This is a genomic window from Nonomuraea sp. NPDC050227 (assembly GCF_044459705.1).
Lineage (GTDB): Bacteria > Actinomycetota > Actinomycetes > Streptosporangiales > Streptosporangiaceae > Nonomuraea.
This window is the reverse complement of the sequence record NZ_JBITJF010000014.1, coordinates 17,900-32,593: the sequence shown is the minus strand read 5'-3', so window position 1 is coordinate 32,593 and position 14,694 is coordinate 17,900. Positions and strand designations below refer to the sequence as shown.

At 72.1% G+C, this 14,694-nt stretch carries 15 protein-coding genes; 6 read left to right on the top strand and 9 right to left on the bottom strand.

Annotated elements, in window-relative coordinates; genetic code table 11:
- The first annotated feature begins 15 nt into the window (after window positions 1-15).
- Window positions 16-723: a dethiobiotin synthase gene (gene bioD, locus ACIBK9_RS41545; RefSeq protein ID WP_397164397.1), complete on the top strand. Its 708-nt coding sequence runs from the start codon at window positions 16-18 to the stop codon at window positions 721-723.
- Here the strand turns inward: bioD and ACIBK9_RS41540 are convergent.
- Window positions 720-1,295, bottom strand: a complete 576-nt coding sequence (locus tag ACIBK9_RS41540) for a hypothetical protein (RefSeq protein WP_397164395.1) — start codon at window positions 1,293-1,295, stop codon at window positions 720-722. The two genes, bioD and ACIBK9_RS41540, sit on opposite strands and share 4 nt — an antisense overlap.
- 135 nt (window positions 1,296-1,430) lie before the next feature.
- Here ACIBK9_RS41540 and ACIBK9_RS41535 point away from each other — a divergent pair, with 135 nt between their 5' ends.
- The 4 genes from ACIBK9_RS41535 to ACIBK9_RS41520 all read left to right on the top strand — a co-directional run bounded on the left by ACIBK9_RS41535 (window position 1,431) and on the right by ACIBK9_RS41520 (window position 5,721).
- The gene (locus tag ACIBK9_RS41535; RefSeq protein WP_397164393.1) at window positions 1,431-2,591 is read left to right on the top strand and encodes a histidine kinase; all 1,161 of its coding nucleotides are present in this window, start codon (window positions 1,431-1,433) and stop codon (window positions 2,589-2,591) included.
- The gene (locus ACIBK9_RS41530) at window positions 2,582-3,235 is read left to right on the top strand and encodes a response regulator (protein WP_397164391.1); all 654 of its coding nucleotides are present in this window, start codon (window positions 2,582-2,584) and stop codon (window positions 3,233-3,235) included. Before ACIBK9_RS41535 ends, ACIBK9_RS41530 begins: the two co-directional genes overlap by 10 nt.
- Entirely contained in the window at window positions 3,232-4,011 is a 780-nt protein-coding gene (locus ACIBK9_RS41525; protein WP_397164390.1) for a DUF4097 family beta strand repeat-containing protein, read from the top strand. The genes ACIBK9_RS41530 and ACIBK9_RS41525 overlap by 4 nt, the downstream gene beginning before the upstream one ends.
- Window positions 4,012-4,074: 63 nt before the next feature.
- Window positions 4,075-5,721, top strand: a complete 1,647-nt coding sequence (locus ACIBK9_RS41520; RefSeq protein ID WP_397164388.1) for an acetolactate synthase — start codon at window positions 4,075-4,077, stop codon at window positions 5,719-5,721.
- Window positions 5,722-5,725: 4 nt separating this feature from the next.
- Here ACIBK9_RS41520 and ACIBK9_RS41515 read toward each other — a convergent pair whose 3' ends face one another.
- A complete protein-coding gene (locus tag ACIBK9_RS41515) occupies window positions 5,726-7,423 on the bottom strand; it encodes a serine/threonine protein kinase (protein WP_397164386.1) in 1,698 nt (565 codons plus the stop codon).
- A 239-nt stretch (window positions 7,424-7,662) separates the two neighbouring features.
- On the opposite strand from ACIBK9_RS41515, the gene ACIBK9_RS41510 reads away from it, so the two are divergent.
- Entirely contained in the window at window positions 7,663-8,046 is a 384-nt protein-coding gene (locus ACIBK9_RS41510) for a thioesterase family protein (RefSeq protein ID WP_358288998.1), read from the top strand.
- Here ACIBK9_RS41510 and ACIBK9_RS41505 read toward each other — a convergent pair.
- The 7 genes from ACIBK9_RS41505 to ACIBK9_RS41475 all read right to left on the bottom strand — a co-directional run bounded on the left by ACIBK9_RS41505 (window position 8,036) and on the right by ACIBK9_RS41475 (window position 14,574).
- Window positions 8,036-8,248, bottom strand: a complete 213-nt coding sequence (locus tag ACIBK9_RS41505; RefSeq protein ID WP_358289001.1) for a biotin/lipoyl-binding carrier protein — start codon at window positions 8,246-8,248, stop codon at window positions 8,036-8,038. The two genes, ACIBK9_RS41510 and ACIBK9_RS41505, sit on opposite strands and share 11 nt — an antisense overlap.
- Before the next feature lie 42 nt (window positions 8,249-8,290).
- The gene (locus tag ACIBK9_RS41500) at window positions 8,291-9,670 is read right to left on the bottom strand and encodes an acetyl/propionyl/methylcrotonyl-CoA carboxylase subunit alpha (protein WP_397164385.1); all 1,380 of its coding nucleotides are present in this window, start codon (window positions 9,668-9,670) and stop codon (window positions 8,291-8,293) included.
- Window positions 9,671-9,769: 99 nt separating this feature from the next.
- Complete coding sequence (locus tag ACIBK9_RS41495) at window positions 9,770-11,068, bottom strand: HD-GYP domain-containing protein (protein WP_397164383.1); 1,299 nt, start codon at window positions 11,066-11,068, stop codon at window positions 9,770-9,772.
- Window positions 11,065-12,420, bottom strand: coding sequence for an HD-GYP domain-containing protein (locus tag ACIBK9_RS41490; RefSeq protein WP_358289004.1), 1,356 nt, complete (start codon window positions 12,418-12,420; stop codon window positions 11,065-11,067). Before ACIBK9_RS41490 ends, ACIBK9_RS41495 begins: the two co-directional genes overlap by 4 nt.
- 225 nt (window positions 12,421-12,645) lie before the next feature.
- The gene (locus ACIBK9_RS41485; protein WP_397164381.1) at window positions 12,646-13,584 is read right to left on the bottom strand and encodes an NAD-dependent epimerase/dehydratase family protein; all 939 of its coding nucleotides are present in this window, start codon (window positions 13,582-13,584) and stop codon (window positions 12,646-12,648) included.
- Between the two features lie 10 nt (window positions 13,585-13,594).
- Window positions 13,595-13,861: a mycothiol system anti-sigma-R factor gene (gene rsrA, locus ACIBK9_RS41480; protein WP_352322878.1), complete on the bottom strand. Its 267-nt coding sequence runs from the start codon at window positions 13,859-13,861 to the stop codon at window positions 13,595-13,597.
- Window positions 13,858-14,574 (bottom strand): sigma-70 family RNA polymerase sigma factor, encoded by a 717-nt coding sequence (locus ACIBK9_RS41475; RefSeq protein WP_387654924.1) that lies wholly within the window; start codon window positions 14,572-14,574, stop codon window positions 13,858-13,860. The genes rsrA and ACIBK9_RS41475 overlap by 4 nt, the downstream gene beginning before the upstream one ends.
- Between the last annotated feature and the right edge of the window lie 120 nt (window positions 14,575-14,694).

Sequence of the window (14,694 nt, the reverse complement as noted above, 5' to 3'; positions counted from 1 at the left end):
TTCTAGGCTGGGACGATGAGCGTTCTCGTCGTGTCCGGCACCGACTTCGGCGTGGGCAAGACCGTCGTGACGGCCGCCGTGGCCGCCCTGGCCAGGGAGCGGGGGGCGTCCGTCGCCGTGGTGAAGCCGGCGCAGACCGGCGGCGGGCGCGACCTCGACGAGGTGATCCGGCTTTCCGGGGTGAGCACCACGTTCGAGCTGGCGCGCTTCGGCGAGCCGCTCTCGCCGGCCGCCGCCGCGCGGGTGGCCGGGGTGCCGCCGGTGTCGCTGACGGCCGCCGCCCGGTTCGTCGAGGAGCTGGCCGAGAGCAACCGGCTGGTCGTCGTGGAGGGCACCGGCGGCTTGCTGGTGCGCTTCGACGAGGACGGCGCGACGATCGCCGACCTGGCCCGGCTGGTGGGCGCGCAGGTGCTGGTCGTGGCGGGGGCCGGGATCGGGGCGCTCAACCACACGGCGCTGACCCTGGAGGCGCTGGCGCACCGGGGGCTCGACCCGGCGGGCGTGGTGATCGGGCGCTGGCCGCCGGAGACCGGGATCATCGAGCGGAGCAACGTCGCCGACCTGGAGATGCTGGCCGCGCGGCCGCTGGCGGGAGTGCTGCCCGACGGGGCCGGGCGACTCGGCCGCGAGGCGTTCGCCCGAATGGCGCGCGAGGGGCTGGGCGCCACGCTGGGCGGTTCCTTCGACCCGTCCGCCTTCAAGCGGCGGGTGGGGGTGCTCTAGCAGGCGGCCTCGGGCAGGCGGCAGACCTTGACGGTCATCCGGCGGGCCTGGTCGATCAGCCCGCGGAAGCCCTTGAGCGGCAGGCTCTCGGTGGGCCAGGCCGACTCGCCGGCGATGTAGAGGGCCGCGCCGCGCCTGACCGCGACCGCGTGCTCGCCGCTCTCGAAGAACCGGCCGCCGGCGCGCAGGCCGTCGTCGCCCATGTCCAGGGGCTTGGTGAAGTAGCGGTGGCGGTTGACGCCCTTGCCCACGTCGGCGCAGCGCCTGAGGTCCGCGCGCAGGACGCGCAGGGCGGCCTTGGCGTGCCGGACGCTCCGGTAGACGACGAGCTGCTCGTACTTCATCTCGTCCTCGCTGGAGTACAGGACGGCCCGCGCCATCAGCCGGCCGCCGTCCCGCCGCCGGTGCGACAGGCACGGGTCGAGCTGGAGCGGCAGCGTGGCGGAGTTCTTGACGGTGTAGGTCTCCCACTGCTTGGCGGGCGGGTGCTTCTCCAGGAACAACATGCCGTGCGGTAACCCGCCCAGGACCGTGGACGCGGCCGCCAGCGCGGCGACCCCTGCTGCGAACATCCGAACCTCCCCTTGGTCTGTTGGGGAGTGAGATGTTCGGTGCGCGGCAATTGTTCGAGGGTGGGGTTAGCTCTACCGTCCACCGGCACACCAGGCCCATTTCGTAGGGGTCTGGTGGGTCAATACCTTTGACGCATGAAAGTCCCCCGTCCCTGGTCGACGCGTGCCTGGCTCGACACGTCCCACGTGATGATCGGGCTGCCGGTCGCCGTGGTGCTCGGCGGGCTCACGCTGCTGCTGGCCGTGGCCCCGCCGCTGCTGCGGCGCGGCGTCCCGGTGTTCACCCGGGTGCAGCGGTCCAGGTTCGCGGCCTTCCTCGACGTCCGCATCCCGCCCCCGGTGGCGCCGGCCGGCTGGCGCAGGGCGGCCACCTGGCGGCAGATCGCCTACCACCTGCTGTCGCCCTTCGTGGGCGCGGCGGCGGCCTTCCTCGTCGCGCTGGCGTGGGGCGGGGCCGTGGTGGGGCTGCTGTCGTTCGTGCCGCCGCGGGTGCAGGCGCCGCCGCTGGTGTTCCTCGTCGATCTGCGCGATCCGGTCATCGTGGGGATCTCCACGGCGACCGGCCTGGCGCTGCTGCTGCTCGCCCCGGTCCTGGCCAGGGGCATGGCGGCGCTCGACCTGTCGGTGGCGCGCACGCTGCTCGGGCCCAGCCGCACCGAGCTGGGGCAGCGCATCGAGACGCTGACCGAGAGCCGGGCCGGCGTGATCGACGCCGCCGACGCCGAGCGCCGCAGGATCGAGCGCGACCTGCACGACGGCGCCCAGCAGCGCCTGGTCTCGCTCGCCATGAACCTCGGCCTGGCCAGGGCCACCCTCACCGACCTGCCCGAGCCCGCCCGTGAGGCGATCGAGCGGGCCCACGAGGAGGCCAAGCAGGCGCTCAAGGAGCTGCGCGACTTCGTCCGCGGCCTGCATCCGGCCGTGCTCAACGACCAGGGGCTCGACGCGGCGCTGTCCGGCGTCGCGGCCCGCGCCCCTCTCCCCGTACGCCTGCGCGTCGACATCGACCGGCGCGCGTCCCCGACCATCGAGGCGGTGGCCTTCTTCATCGTGTCCGAAGCACTGACCAACATCGCCAAACACGCCGCCGCGACCAGGGCCGAGGTGACGGTCCGGCGCGAGCGCGACCGCCTGCACGTGCTCGTCCACGACGACGGCTGCGGCGGCGCCCGGCTGGACGGCGGCACCGGCCTGCGCGGCCTGGCCCAGCGCATCGACTCCGTGGACGGGACGCTGCGCCTGTCCAGCCCGTTCGGCGGGCCGACCACGATCGAGGTGGAGCTGCCGTGCGAGTAGTGCTGGCCGAGGACTCCGTCCTGCTGCGCGAGGGGCTGATCAGGCTGCTCGACGCGTCCGGCATGCGGGTGGTGGCGGCCGTGGACGAGGCCGAGGGCCTGCTGCGGGCCGTCGAGGAGCACCAGCCGGAGTTGGTGATCACCGACGTCCGGATGCCGCCCACGCACACCGACGAGGGGCTGCGCGCCGCTCTCGTGCTGCGCCGCCAGCATCCCGGCCTGGCCGTGCTGGTGCTCTCCCAGTACGTCGAGGAACGTTACGCCGCCCGCCTGCTGTCCACGGCGGCCGGCGGCGTCGGCTACCTGCTCAAGGACCGGGTGGCCGATGTGGCCGAGTTCATCGACGCCCTGCGCCGGGTCGCCGGCGGCGGCACCGCCCTCGACCCCGAGGTCGTCGCCCAGCTCCTGCTGCGCGGCGACAGCGACCCGCTGGAACGGCTGACGCCCCGTGAGCACGAGGTGCTCAAGCTCATGGCCGAGGGCCGCTCGAACGCCGGCATCGGCCAGGCCCTCGTGCTCAGCGAGGGGGCCGTGGGCAAGCACATCGGCAACATCTTCACCAAGCTCGACCTGTCCCCCGCGGAGGGCGATCACCGCCGGGTCCTCGCCGTCCTGCAGTTCCTCAAGATCAGGAGCATGCCGTGAGGGCCATCTGGCTGACGGCGGGAACCGTGGCGACGGTGACCGCCCTGCTGCTGTCCGTCCTGCTGGTCTGGAACGGGTTCGCCCGCGCCACCGCGCCGCAGGAGACGCGGGCCAGGACGGTCCCGTTCGCGCTGGACACGCTGAAGGTCACCACGGGCAGCGGCGAGGTGAACGTCGAGATCGTGCCGGGCCCCGCGGGAGAGCTGACGATCTCCCGGTCCGTGAACTGGACCTCGATCGACCGGCCGGTGATCACCGAGGACTGGAACGGCGACACCCTGCGGCTGGACATCCGGTGCGGCACCGCACCCCGGCCGGACGGTCCGGTGTGCCGGGCGGACTACACGCTGCTGGTGCCCTACGAGACCGGGGTCGAGGCCCGGACGACCGTCGGCGACCTCGGGGTCCACAGCGTGGTCGGCGCCGTGCGGCTGACGACCGTGTCGGGGAACGTGCGGGCCGAGGGGGTCACCGGCGAGGTCTGGGCCAGGTCCGGTTCCGGGTCCGTCTTCGGCGACGCGATGCTCGGCGGCCAGGCCGACGTCGAGACCGGCTCGGGCGACGTACGGCTGGACTTCGCCAACCCGCCGCTCACGGTCAGGGCCGTCGCGCGGGCCACCGGCGACGTCGACCTGCGGCTGCCGCCGGAGACCTACGACGTGACGACCGAGGGCCGCCGCACCGAGGTGGAGGTCGACGCGGTGAAGGGCGCGCCGCGGAAGATCGAGGCGCGGGCGCCGCTGGGCTCGGTCCGGGTCTGCTGCGGACAGGGCTAGGACGCGGCCGGACGCAACTCTTGAGATCTGTTTACTCTTATCACTGGTTGGTAAGTTCCCGGCATGGAGTCTGCGAAGCACGCCGGTGACGTCGCCGTCGCCGTGTCCAAGGCCTACGGCGTCGAGACCATGTTCACCCTCTCGGGAGGCCACGTCTTCCCGCTGTACGACGGCGCGGTCCACGAGGGCATGCGCATCCTCGACGTGCGCCACGAACAGAGCGCGGTCTTCGCCGCCGAGGCGACGGCCCGGCTGACCAGGAAGCCCGGCCTGGCCGTGCTGACCGCCGGGCCCGGCATCACCAACGGCGTCAGCGGCATCGCGACCGCGCACTTCAACGGCTCGCCGGTGGTCGTCATGGGCGGCCGCGCCCCGCAGTCGCGCTGGGGCAGCGGCGCCCTCCAGGAGATGGACCACCCGCCGCTGCTCGGCCCGATCACCAAGCTGTCGTTCACCGCCTCCGGCGCCGACTCGATCGGCCAGGACGTCGAGTCGGCCTTCCGCACCGCCGTCGCGCCCCAGCGCGGCCCGGTCTTCCTCGACTTCTACATGGACCACCTGTTCGCCCCCTCGCCCGCCCACGAGGTGCACACGCAGTCGCCCTCGCCGCTGGAGCCCGACCCCGCCGACCTGGCCGCCATCGCCCGGCTGCTGTCCGAGGCCGAGCGCCCGGTGCTGGTCTACGGCTCCGACGTGTGGATGGACCGGGCCGAGGAGGCCGCGCGCGACTTCGCCGAGACCTGGCGGCTGCCGGTCATCCCCAACGGCCAGGGCCGCGGCATCCTGCCCGCCGGGCACGAACTGCTCGTCACCCGCGCCCGCAGCGTGGCCTTCTCCCAGGCCGACCTGGTCATCGTGATCGGCGCCCCGCTCGACTTCCGGCTCGGCTACGGCAAGTTCGGCGGCAAGGACGGCGCGCCCCTGGCCCGCGTCGTGCACATCGCCGACGCGCCCTCGCAGCTCGCCACCCACATGCAGCCCGCCGCCAAGGCCGCGGGCGACCTGTCGGTGGTGTTGTGGAGCCTCGGCGCGGCCTGCGGCGACGCGGGCGTCAAGCCCAGCTCGTACGCCTCCTGGGCCTCCACGCTGGCCGAGGCCGCCGCCGCGGCGATCGAGGACGACGCCGAGCTGCTGGCCGCCGACACCGACCCGATCCACCCCATGCGCATCTACGGCGAGCTGGGCAAGGTCCTGGCCGACGACGCCGTGGTGATCGGCGACGGCGGCGACTTCGTCTCCTACGCCGGCAAGTACGTCGAGCCGAAGCAGCCGGGCAACTGGCTCGACCCCGGCCCGTACGGGTGCCTCGGCACCGGGCTCGGCTACTCCATCGCCGCCCGCCTGGCCCGCCCCTCCTCGCAGGTCGTGCTCCTGCTCGGCGACGGCGCCGCCGGCTTCTCCCTGATGGACGTCGACACCCTCGTCCGCCACCGGCTGCCGGTCGTCATGATCTGCGGCAACAACGGCATGTGGGGCCTGGAGAAGCACCCCATGCGGTTCCTGTACGGCTACGACGTGGCCGCCGACCTCCAGCCGCAGTGCCGCTACGACCAGGTCGTGACCGCGCTGGGCGGCGGCGGCGAGCTGGTCACCAAGCCGTCGGAGATCGGGCCGGCGCTGCGCAGGGCGTTCGACTCCGGCATCCCGTACATGGTGAACATCGCCACCGACCCGCAGATCGCCTATCCCCGCAACACCACGGGGATCTGACCCCCTACGACTTCGGCGTCGCCGTGGGGGACGGCGACGGCGACGGCGTCGTGCAGATGCCGTCGATGACGTAGAGCGTGACCACCTTCGTCTCCGGGACCACCGTGCCGCCGGCCGGCACCGTCTTGGTGATCCTGCGGCAGGCGGGGTCGTCGGTGGTCACGGACGAGTCGCGGACGCGCACCTGCAGCCCCGCCGCCTCGACCATCTCCTGCCCCTTGAGGAAGGGCTGCCCGGCGACCTTGGGCACCGTGATGTTCTTGACCGTCGGCGTCGGCGTGCTCGACGGCGACTTGGTCGGTTCCTTCGTGGTGGTCGGGGTGGTGGTGGGCGTGGTCGTCGGCTCCTCGGTCTCCGTCGGCTCCTCGGTCTCGACGCGCGTGGGCGGCCTGGTGGTGGGCGTCGTGGGCGGCTTCGTGGGAGGCGTCGTCGAAGGCTTGGGCTTCTTGGAACCGGTCTTCGTCGGGCCGGGGATGTCGTCGCTGTTGCCGTCGTGGGTAGCCGTGACGGTCGGCGTCGGCGCGCCGGGCACCATGCCCGTCAGCGCGACCGCCCCCGCCCCCACGCCGAGCACCACCGCGACCGCGAGGCCGACGACCAGGCCGGTCCTGCGCGGCGCCTTGGCGGCGCGGCGGCCGCCCGGCCGGCGCTCGCCGACGGCGGCGGTGGTCTCCTCCGACGACGCGGGCAGGTGCGCCCCCGTCTGGAACCCGCCGGCTCCGGCCGGCGGCTGTCCTCCCGGGTAGGCGGGCGGCTGGCCCGGCTGGTGGGCGCCCGTCGGCTGGGAGTGGCCCGCCTGGTAGGCGCCGGTCTGGTACGACTCGGGCGGCGCGGCCATCGTGGCGCCCGTGGCAGGCGGCGCGATCTCGGCCACCGGCGTGATCGCCTGGCCCTGACCGGCCGCGCGGGCCGCCTCGCTCATGGCCTTCGCCGTCGGGAAACGCCGGGCGGGGTCCTTCGACAGCGCCACCTCCACCAGCGTCCGGATCTGCGGCGGGATGTCGGCGGGCAGCGGCGGCGGGGCCTCGCGGATGTGCTTGAGCGCGATCGTGACCGCGCTGTCACCGTCGAACGGCCGCTGTCCCACCAGGCATTCGTAGGCGACCACGCCGAGCGCGTAGATGTCCACGGCCGGGGTGACGGGCGCGCCCTCGGCCTGCTCTGGCGCGCAGTAGGCGGCCGTGCCGAGCACCATGCCGGCGTCGGTCAGCCGGTTGGCCAGGTCGGAACGGGCGATGCCGAAGTCGGTGAGCACCAGCGTGCCGTCGCGCTGGACGAGCAGGTTGCCCGGTTTCACGTCGCGGTGCACGATTCCCTGGTCGTGCACCGCCTGCAGGGCCGAGGCGGCCTGCGCGATGAGCTCCATGGCCGCCTGCGGCGGGATCCGGCCGAGCCGGGCCAGCAGCCGGTCGAGCGGCTCCCCGTCCACGAACTTCATCACGAGGTAGACGGTGTCGCCGCTCACCCCGTAGTCGTAGACGTCGACCACGCCGGAATGGTTGATCGTGGCCATCGCCCTGGCTTCCCCCTGGAACCTGGCGACGAACCCCCGATCATCCATGCGGCCTGGGAGCAGCACCTTGACGGCGACGGTGCGGGCGAGCACGATGTCCTCGCCTCGCCACACCTCGCCCATGCCGCCGGCGCCGATGCGGGTATCCAGTCGATACCGCCCCGCCAGCGTCGTGCCTTGGGCAACCATGACTCCCCCGCTACCCCCCTACATCGGTAACCTCGCCCACCCCGCGGTTCTCCAACAAAGCGAACTTTTGTCGCGGTGAGGTAACACAGTGGTCACGGAAACTCCGAGAGTGTACCTGTCTCAGGAGCCCCATATGCCACTCATATGCCGCAAGCCGTACAAACCCTATCCTGGAGCCTTATGGGCGGCGTTGTCCGCGTTTCCAGGAGATCAGAACCGCCCTCGGTAGGCTGACCCCCATGACGCTCTCACCTGGCCTCCGCTCGCAACTGCTCACCATGGTCGAGAGATCCGACACAGCCGAGCGAGCCGGCAGCGGCGACGTGCCCGTGCTGGCCACGCCCAGGCTGCTCGCGCTGGCCGAACGGGCCACCGTCGAGGCCGTGCGCCCGCACCTGGCCGAGGGCGAGACGTCCGTCGGCACCCGGGTCGAGCTCGAACACCTGGCCGCCAGCGCCGTCGGCGACCACGTCCAGCTCACCGCCGAGCTCACCGCCGTGGACGGCCGGCGCCTGGTCTTCGCCTTCGAGGCCCGCGACCGGCAGGGCACGCTCGTGGGCCGCGGCACGGTCGAGCGGACGGTCGTCGACCGCGCCAGGTTCCTGGCCCGCCTCAGTCGATGACGGCGATCAGGTCGCCCTCCTGGATCACGTCGCCCTCGGCCACCTTGAGCTGCGACACCACGCCCGCGTCCTCGGCGAGCACGGGGATCTCCATCTTCATCGACTCAAGGATGACCAGCGTGTCCCCCTCGGAGACCGCCTCGCCCTCCCGGACGACCACTTTCCACACGTTCGCCACCATCTCGGCGCGTACCTCGGCCACCGGCGCTCTCCTCTTCCGACGTCACCAACAATGTCGACCGGGTCAGGCCCGCATTCGCCCGACCAGACCCGTGTCGTAGTCTCCCGCGACGAATGCCGGGTTCTCCAGCAGCTCGGCGCAGAAGGGCAGATTGCTCCTCGGACCCTCGACGGTGAACTCCGCGACCGCCTTGCGGCCCAGCTCCAGCGCCTCGGTCCGGTCGGCCCCGAGCACGCACAGCTTGGCCATCAGCGGGTCGTAGAACATGGTCACGGTGTCGCCCGCCGCGTAGCCGGAGTCGACGCGGATGCCGTCGCCGGCGGGCTCGTCCCAGGTGGTGATCCGGCCGGGACCGGGCAGGAAACGCTTGGGGTCCTCGGCGTAGACCCGGAACTCGATCGCGTGCCCCTGCGGCGCCACCGTGATCTCCGGGCTCTCCCCGGCGGCCACGCGGAGCTGCAGCTCCACCAGGTCGAGGCCGGTGACCAGCTCGGTGACCGGGTGCTCGACCTGCAGCCTGGTGTTCATCTCCAGGAACACGAAGTCCTGGGCGTCGGCGTCGACCAGGCACTCGACCGTGCCCGCGCCGAGATAGCCGACGACCTCGCCGGCCCGCACGGCCGCGGCCAGCATGCGTTCGCGCAGCTCGGGCCCGATGCCGGGGGACGGCGACTCCTCGACGACCTTCTGGTGGCGGCGCTGCACCGAGCAGTCGCGCTCGCCCAGGGCCAGCACCCGGCCGTCGGGCAGGCCGAGGATCTGCACCTCGACGTGGCGGGCACGTTCGACGTAACGCTCCAGCAGGACCGCGGGCCCGGCCAGCGCGTCGCCCGCGCCGCCCGCCGCGGCCGCCGCGGCGAACCTGGCCGCCGCCCTGGCCGCCTGCTCGAACGCCTTGGCCAGCCCGGCGTCGTCACGGGCCACGCTCATGCCGATCCCGCCACCGCCGCCGGCGGTCTTGACCATGACCGGGTAGCCGATCAGCTCGGCCGCGTCGAGCGCCGCGACCAGGTCGGTGACCGGTTCCCTGGTGCCCGCGGCGACGGGCACGCCCGCCTGCTCCATGAGGTTCCTGGCGTTGATCTTGTCGCCCATGCGGTCGATGGACTCCGGCGACGGCCCGATCCACACGAGCCCGGCCTCGATCACCGCCCGCGCGAACGCGGCGTTCTCCGACAGGAAGCCGTAACCGGGATGAACCGCGCCCGCTCCCGTGGCGCGGGCCGCGTCCAGCACCCGGGCGGGGTCGAGATAGCTCTGCGCGGGGTCGGCCGGGCCGATCAGCACCGCCTCGTCGGCCTCGCGCACGAACGGCAGCCCGGCGTCGGCCTCGGAGTGCACGGCGACGGCACGCAGGCCCATGCGCCTGACCGTACGGATGATCCGCCGGGCGATCTCCCCCCGGTTGGCGATCAGAACGGGTCCGAGCGTCTCAGCAGTCACGCGGACAACCCTATGACCGGCGTCGGCTCGTCCCTTTCCTCGTGAAGTACCGATCAGCGGAGAATGATCTGTAGGAACCCCACAAAGGCGGGCAATCGGCTACACGCGGCCTCTGCCGACCACCCGGGCCAGGGCGTCGAGCGCGGCGGCGTCGTACGCACTGCCCGCCGTGAGCCCGATGCGCTCCAGCGCCGCCCCCGACCGGTCGCGATCGGTGGACGGCCCCACCAGGTCGTCGTAGGCGTTGGCGACCCTGATGATCCGGCTGGACAGCGGCGGGTCGTCGGCGATCTCGTCGCACTGCCTCCGGACCACCTCGGCCACCCGGTCGAGCACGCCCGTCTGCCTGATCACCTCGGCCCCCAGCTCGGCGATGCGCCGCGCCTGCTCCGGATCGGCCAGCACGGTGGCGCCGCCCGGGATGGGGTCGCGCAGCGAGAGCTGGCCGATGTCGTGCATGAGGGCCGCGTACTCCAGCTCCAGCAGCTCGGGCTCGGCCATGCCCAGCTCCCGGCCGACCGCCACGGCCAGCCGGGACACCCGGCGCGAGTGGCCTGGCTCGACGTAGCCGCCGACCTCGGTGACCCGCGACAGGGCGCGGACGGTCTGCAGGTAGGTGGCGCGGATGCCGGCGTACTTGCGGAAGGCCACCTGCGTGACCAGCAGCGGCGCGGCGAACACCAGCAACGCCACCAGATCCATGCTGTGCGTGGCGAGCGCGAGCAGCACGCCGGAGGCGGCCACCGCGGCGCCCAGCGGGAACGCCATGTTGATCTCGTCGCGCACCGCCACCCGGAACGCCGTGCGCAGCCGCTCGGCCCGCAGCAGTGCCGCGATCAGCACGTCGACCAGCAGCGTCACCGTGATCAGCGAGACCATCACCACGAGCGCCGGCCACCAGGTGTGGGCGCCCGGCGGCGGCTTGGTGAGCTGGTAGAGCGGGTCGGCCAGCGGGCGGAAGGCGAAGGCCAGCAGCGCGCCGGTGAGCAGGCGGCGGGCCATCGCGTCGAGCCGCGGCGGCCGGCCGACGGCCAGGTGGGGCAGCGCGCCCGCGATCATCCCTGCCGCGATCACGGCCACGACCTGCAGCGCGGAGTGGCGCAACTGGTTCTGGCTGAGGTCGAGCAGCAGGGTGTAGCCGAGCGCCGCGGCGGCGCCGATGGGCGCGACCTCCCGGTTGCCCGGCATGGTCAGCCGGGCCAGCTCGCCGACCGCGATCAACGCGCCGAACCCGATGGCGATCTCGGGACGGTCAAGCCCCACGGCCGCCGTGTGCGCCACGCCCGCGACGGCGACCAGCCCGGCCGCGCAGATCAGCAACAACTGGCCGGAGTCGAGCCGGCGCAGGACGGTCGCCTGCGCCCGGTCGGCGCGCCGGACGCGCTCTGTGGTGGTCATGGCCCGCTCACGACCTGGATCGGCATCGTCGGGTCGTCGTGGTCCTTGATCGTCGCCTCGGCGGCGTCGGGCGGCGGCGCCTCGACCCGGCGCGGCGGCTGCCAGGGATTGCGTTCCAGCGCCCGGATGAACGCGGCCACCATGACCGGGTCGAAGTGCGTGCCGGAGCACTTGCGCAGCTCCTCCACGGCCACCTCGACCGGGCGCGCCCCCCGGTAGGAACGGTCGGAGGTCATCGAGTCGAACGCGTCGGCCACCGCGATCACCTTGGCGAACTCGGGGATCTCGTCGCCGGCCAGGCCCATCGGGTAGCCGGTGCCGTCGTGGCGCTCGTGGTGGTGCATGATCCCGGCGTAGGCCTCGTCGAGGAAGCCGATGCCGCGGACGATCTCCAGCCCGCGCATCGGATGGAGCTGGATCGCGGCGAGCTCCCCCTCGGTGAGCGGGCCGTCCTTCTGCAGCACCTTCGTGGGCACGCCCAGCTTGCCGACGTCGTGGAGCATGCCGGCGTAGCGGATGGCGCGCAGGCGTTCGAGCCGCATGCCGATCTCCTCGGCGATCATGCTGGAGGCGAGCGAGACCCGCGTGCAGTGGCCCCGGGTGTAGTAGTCCTTGGTCTCGACGGCCTGGCACAGCGCGGCGATGGTGGCGTCGTACGAGCGCTGCTGGGCGTGGTACTGGCCGAACGCCCACCGGGCCACGAACAGCGGCATCAGCACCAGCACCGCCGAGATGGACTGCACGGTCGCCCACAACCCGGCCACCAGCAGCCCGAACGTGCCGTAACCGAGATAGGACAGCAGGAACTGGACCATGCCGCGCAGCGGCACCTCCGTGGCCCGCACGCTGGTCGCCAGGCTGATCATGGTCAGCGTGAGCACGATGTTGAGCGGCACGAACACGGCGGTCGCGGCGGCGTAGGGGCCGATGAGGCTGTCGAACTCGTTGACCCGCGGCACCCCGACCGCGCCGTGCAGCCACTCGTAGACCCAGCCGGAGGCGTAGCCGCAGACGGCGAACTGCGCGCCGTTGAACAGCCGCTTGATCAGCGGCAGCCCCGGGCGCACGCTGACCGCGGCGGTGAGCCCCACCAGTGCCGCGCCCTCCGGCCCGATCAGCACGACCGCGGCCAGCGACGCCGAGAAGCTCACCGACACCGCGAACTGCTCCACGTTGAGCAGCGTCGGCATCGACTCGCACACCAGGAAGAGCAGCCCGAGCACCAGCAGGATGTCGAGTTTCTCCGGCGCCACGAGCGGGCCGGAGACGATCGCGCTGTGCCCGATGAGCGCGGCCGCCGCCGCGATCACGGCGACCAGGTAGACCCTCGCGGGCCAGGGCAGGTCACGCATTGCGGCCCCCTACGGCGGTCAGGTCCAGGAAACCCCTGGCGGAAGCGCGCCGATGCCGGCCAGGGCCACCATCGAGGTGAGCACGATGACGGCGGCGAGCGACCGGGTGAACCTGTCCTTCAACATCCCACATGCCTCCACGTCGACTTCTGGAGCTCACGCTACAGAAGAGGACGTCACCGTAAGGGCCGAGCGGGAAATCGCAAGCAAAGTGTAATCAAGCAACTACCTGGCGCGACTCCGCGCCCAGGCCACGGTGCTCTTCACGCCGGTCGGCAGGTCGGTGCGCGGCTCCCAGCGCAGCCCCTCGTGGGCGGGCACCGGATCGACGGCCATCGCCGGCAGGTCGCCGACGCGCGGCTGCGCGAAGCCCGGCTTGTCCTGGGCCCCGGCCGCGTCGGCGATCAGCGAGTGCAGGCGCCTGTCGGTGGTCTGGATGCCGGTGCCGAGATTGAAGCGGCGGCCGTTGCCCTCGCTGCCGCAGGCCCGGACGAAGCCGTCGACCACGTCGTCGACGTAGACGTAGTCGCGGGTCTGGGTGCCGTCACCGTAGAGGACGGTGGGGGTGCCGTTGAGCAGGGCGTCGGTGAAGATCGACACGACGCCGGCCTCGCCGTCGGGCGACTGGCGCGGGCCGTAGACGTTGGAGAGCACCAGCGTGGTGTACTCCAGGCCGTACAGGGCGCGGAAGGTCGCCAGGTAGATCTCGGCGCTCAGCTTGGAGGCCGCGTACGGCGAGCGCGGGTCGGTGGGCGCGTCGTCGGGCACGGGGATCGTGGCGGGCCGGCCGTAGACCGCCACCGACGAGGCGAACACCACCTTGCGCGTGGTGCCCTCCTTGGCCGCCGTCAGCACCGACGCGGTGCCCTCGACGTTGAGCCGGGCGTCGTGGACGGGGTCGGCGACGCTCCTGCGTACGCTGATCTGGGCGGCCAGGTGGCAGATGACCTCGGGCCGCAGCTCGGCCGCCAGCCCGATGATCGCCGGGTCGCGCACGTCGAGGACGTGCAGGCTGAAACGGTCGCTCTCGGCGGCGTTGACCAGGTTGTCCCTGCTGCCGGAGGACAGGTCGTCTACGGCGACGACCTCGTGTCCGTCCGCGAGCAGGCGGTCGACGAGATTCGACCCGATGAAACCGGCACCACCGGTGACTAGGACGCGCATGGCGTGAATCCTAGTCGGCCAGCTCCGACCTCACCTGCTCGATCCGCGCCAGCACCTTGGAACGCAGATCGGCGGGGACGGGGTCGCAACCGCAGTGCTTGGCCACGAGCGCCTTGACCGCCTTGTCGAGGTCGTACTCCTTCAGGCACGGGCTGCACTCGTCGAGATGCACGCGGATGTCGGAGACGTCACCGTCGGTCAGCTCGCCGTCGAGATAGGCGTAGACCTTGTCCAGCACCTCGCGACAGTCGGTGTCGTGCGGGTTGCCACAGCTCATTTCGATCCCTCCGAGGGGACCAGGCCGCGCTCGCGGGCGTAGTCCTCAAGGAGGCCCCGGAGCTGCCTGCGTCCCCGATGCAGCCTGGACATCACGGTGCCGATGGGAGTGCCCATGATGTCGGCGATCTCCTTGTAGGGGAAGCCTTCGACGTCGGCGAGGTAGACGGCGATCCTGAACTCTTCCGGCAGCGCCGCGAGCGCCTGCTTGATGTCGCCGTCGGGGAGGTGCTCCAGCGCCTCGACCTCGGCCGACTTCAGCCCGCTCGAGGTGTGGGACTCGGCGCGCGCGAGCTGCCAGTCCTCGATCTCCTCGGTGCCGGACTGCTTGGGCTCACGCTGCTTCTTGCGGTAGCTGTTGATGAACGTGTTCGTCAGGATCCGGTAGAGCCACGCCTTGAGGTTCGTGCCCTCCTGGAACTGGTGGAACGACGCGAACGCCTTGGCGAAGGTCTCCTGAAGCAGGTCCTCCGCGTCCGCTGGATTCCGGGTCATCCGGAGCGCGGCGGAGTAGAGCTGTTCGAGATACGGCATGACGTCGCGCTCGAACCGCTCGCTGCGCTGCTCCAGAGTCTCCGCGCCTGTCGCGGGCACCGGACCCACCCCCCTAAGATCACCGGTGGCCGGCTGTGGCGGTACACCGTACTCAGGGGAGAATACCCGCTGGCCGATGACCTCCTGGTCATCGGGGCGCGGTCTTTCCAATGTGAGCATGCTCGTCGCAACACGCCCGCGCCCTTGTCTGTTCCCGCAAGATAGAAGGTACAGAGGACCCGGTGCGGGGAACGTCCATACGTACCGGCTGGTAGCCCTTTTTCCGGAACTCAGGAGTCG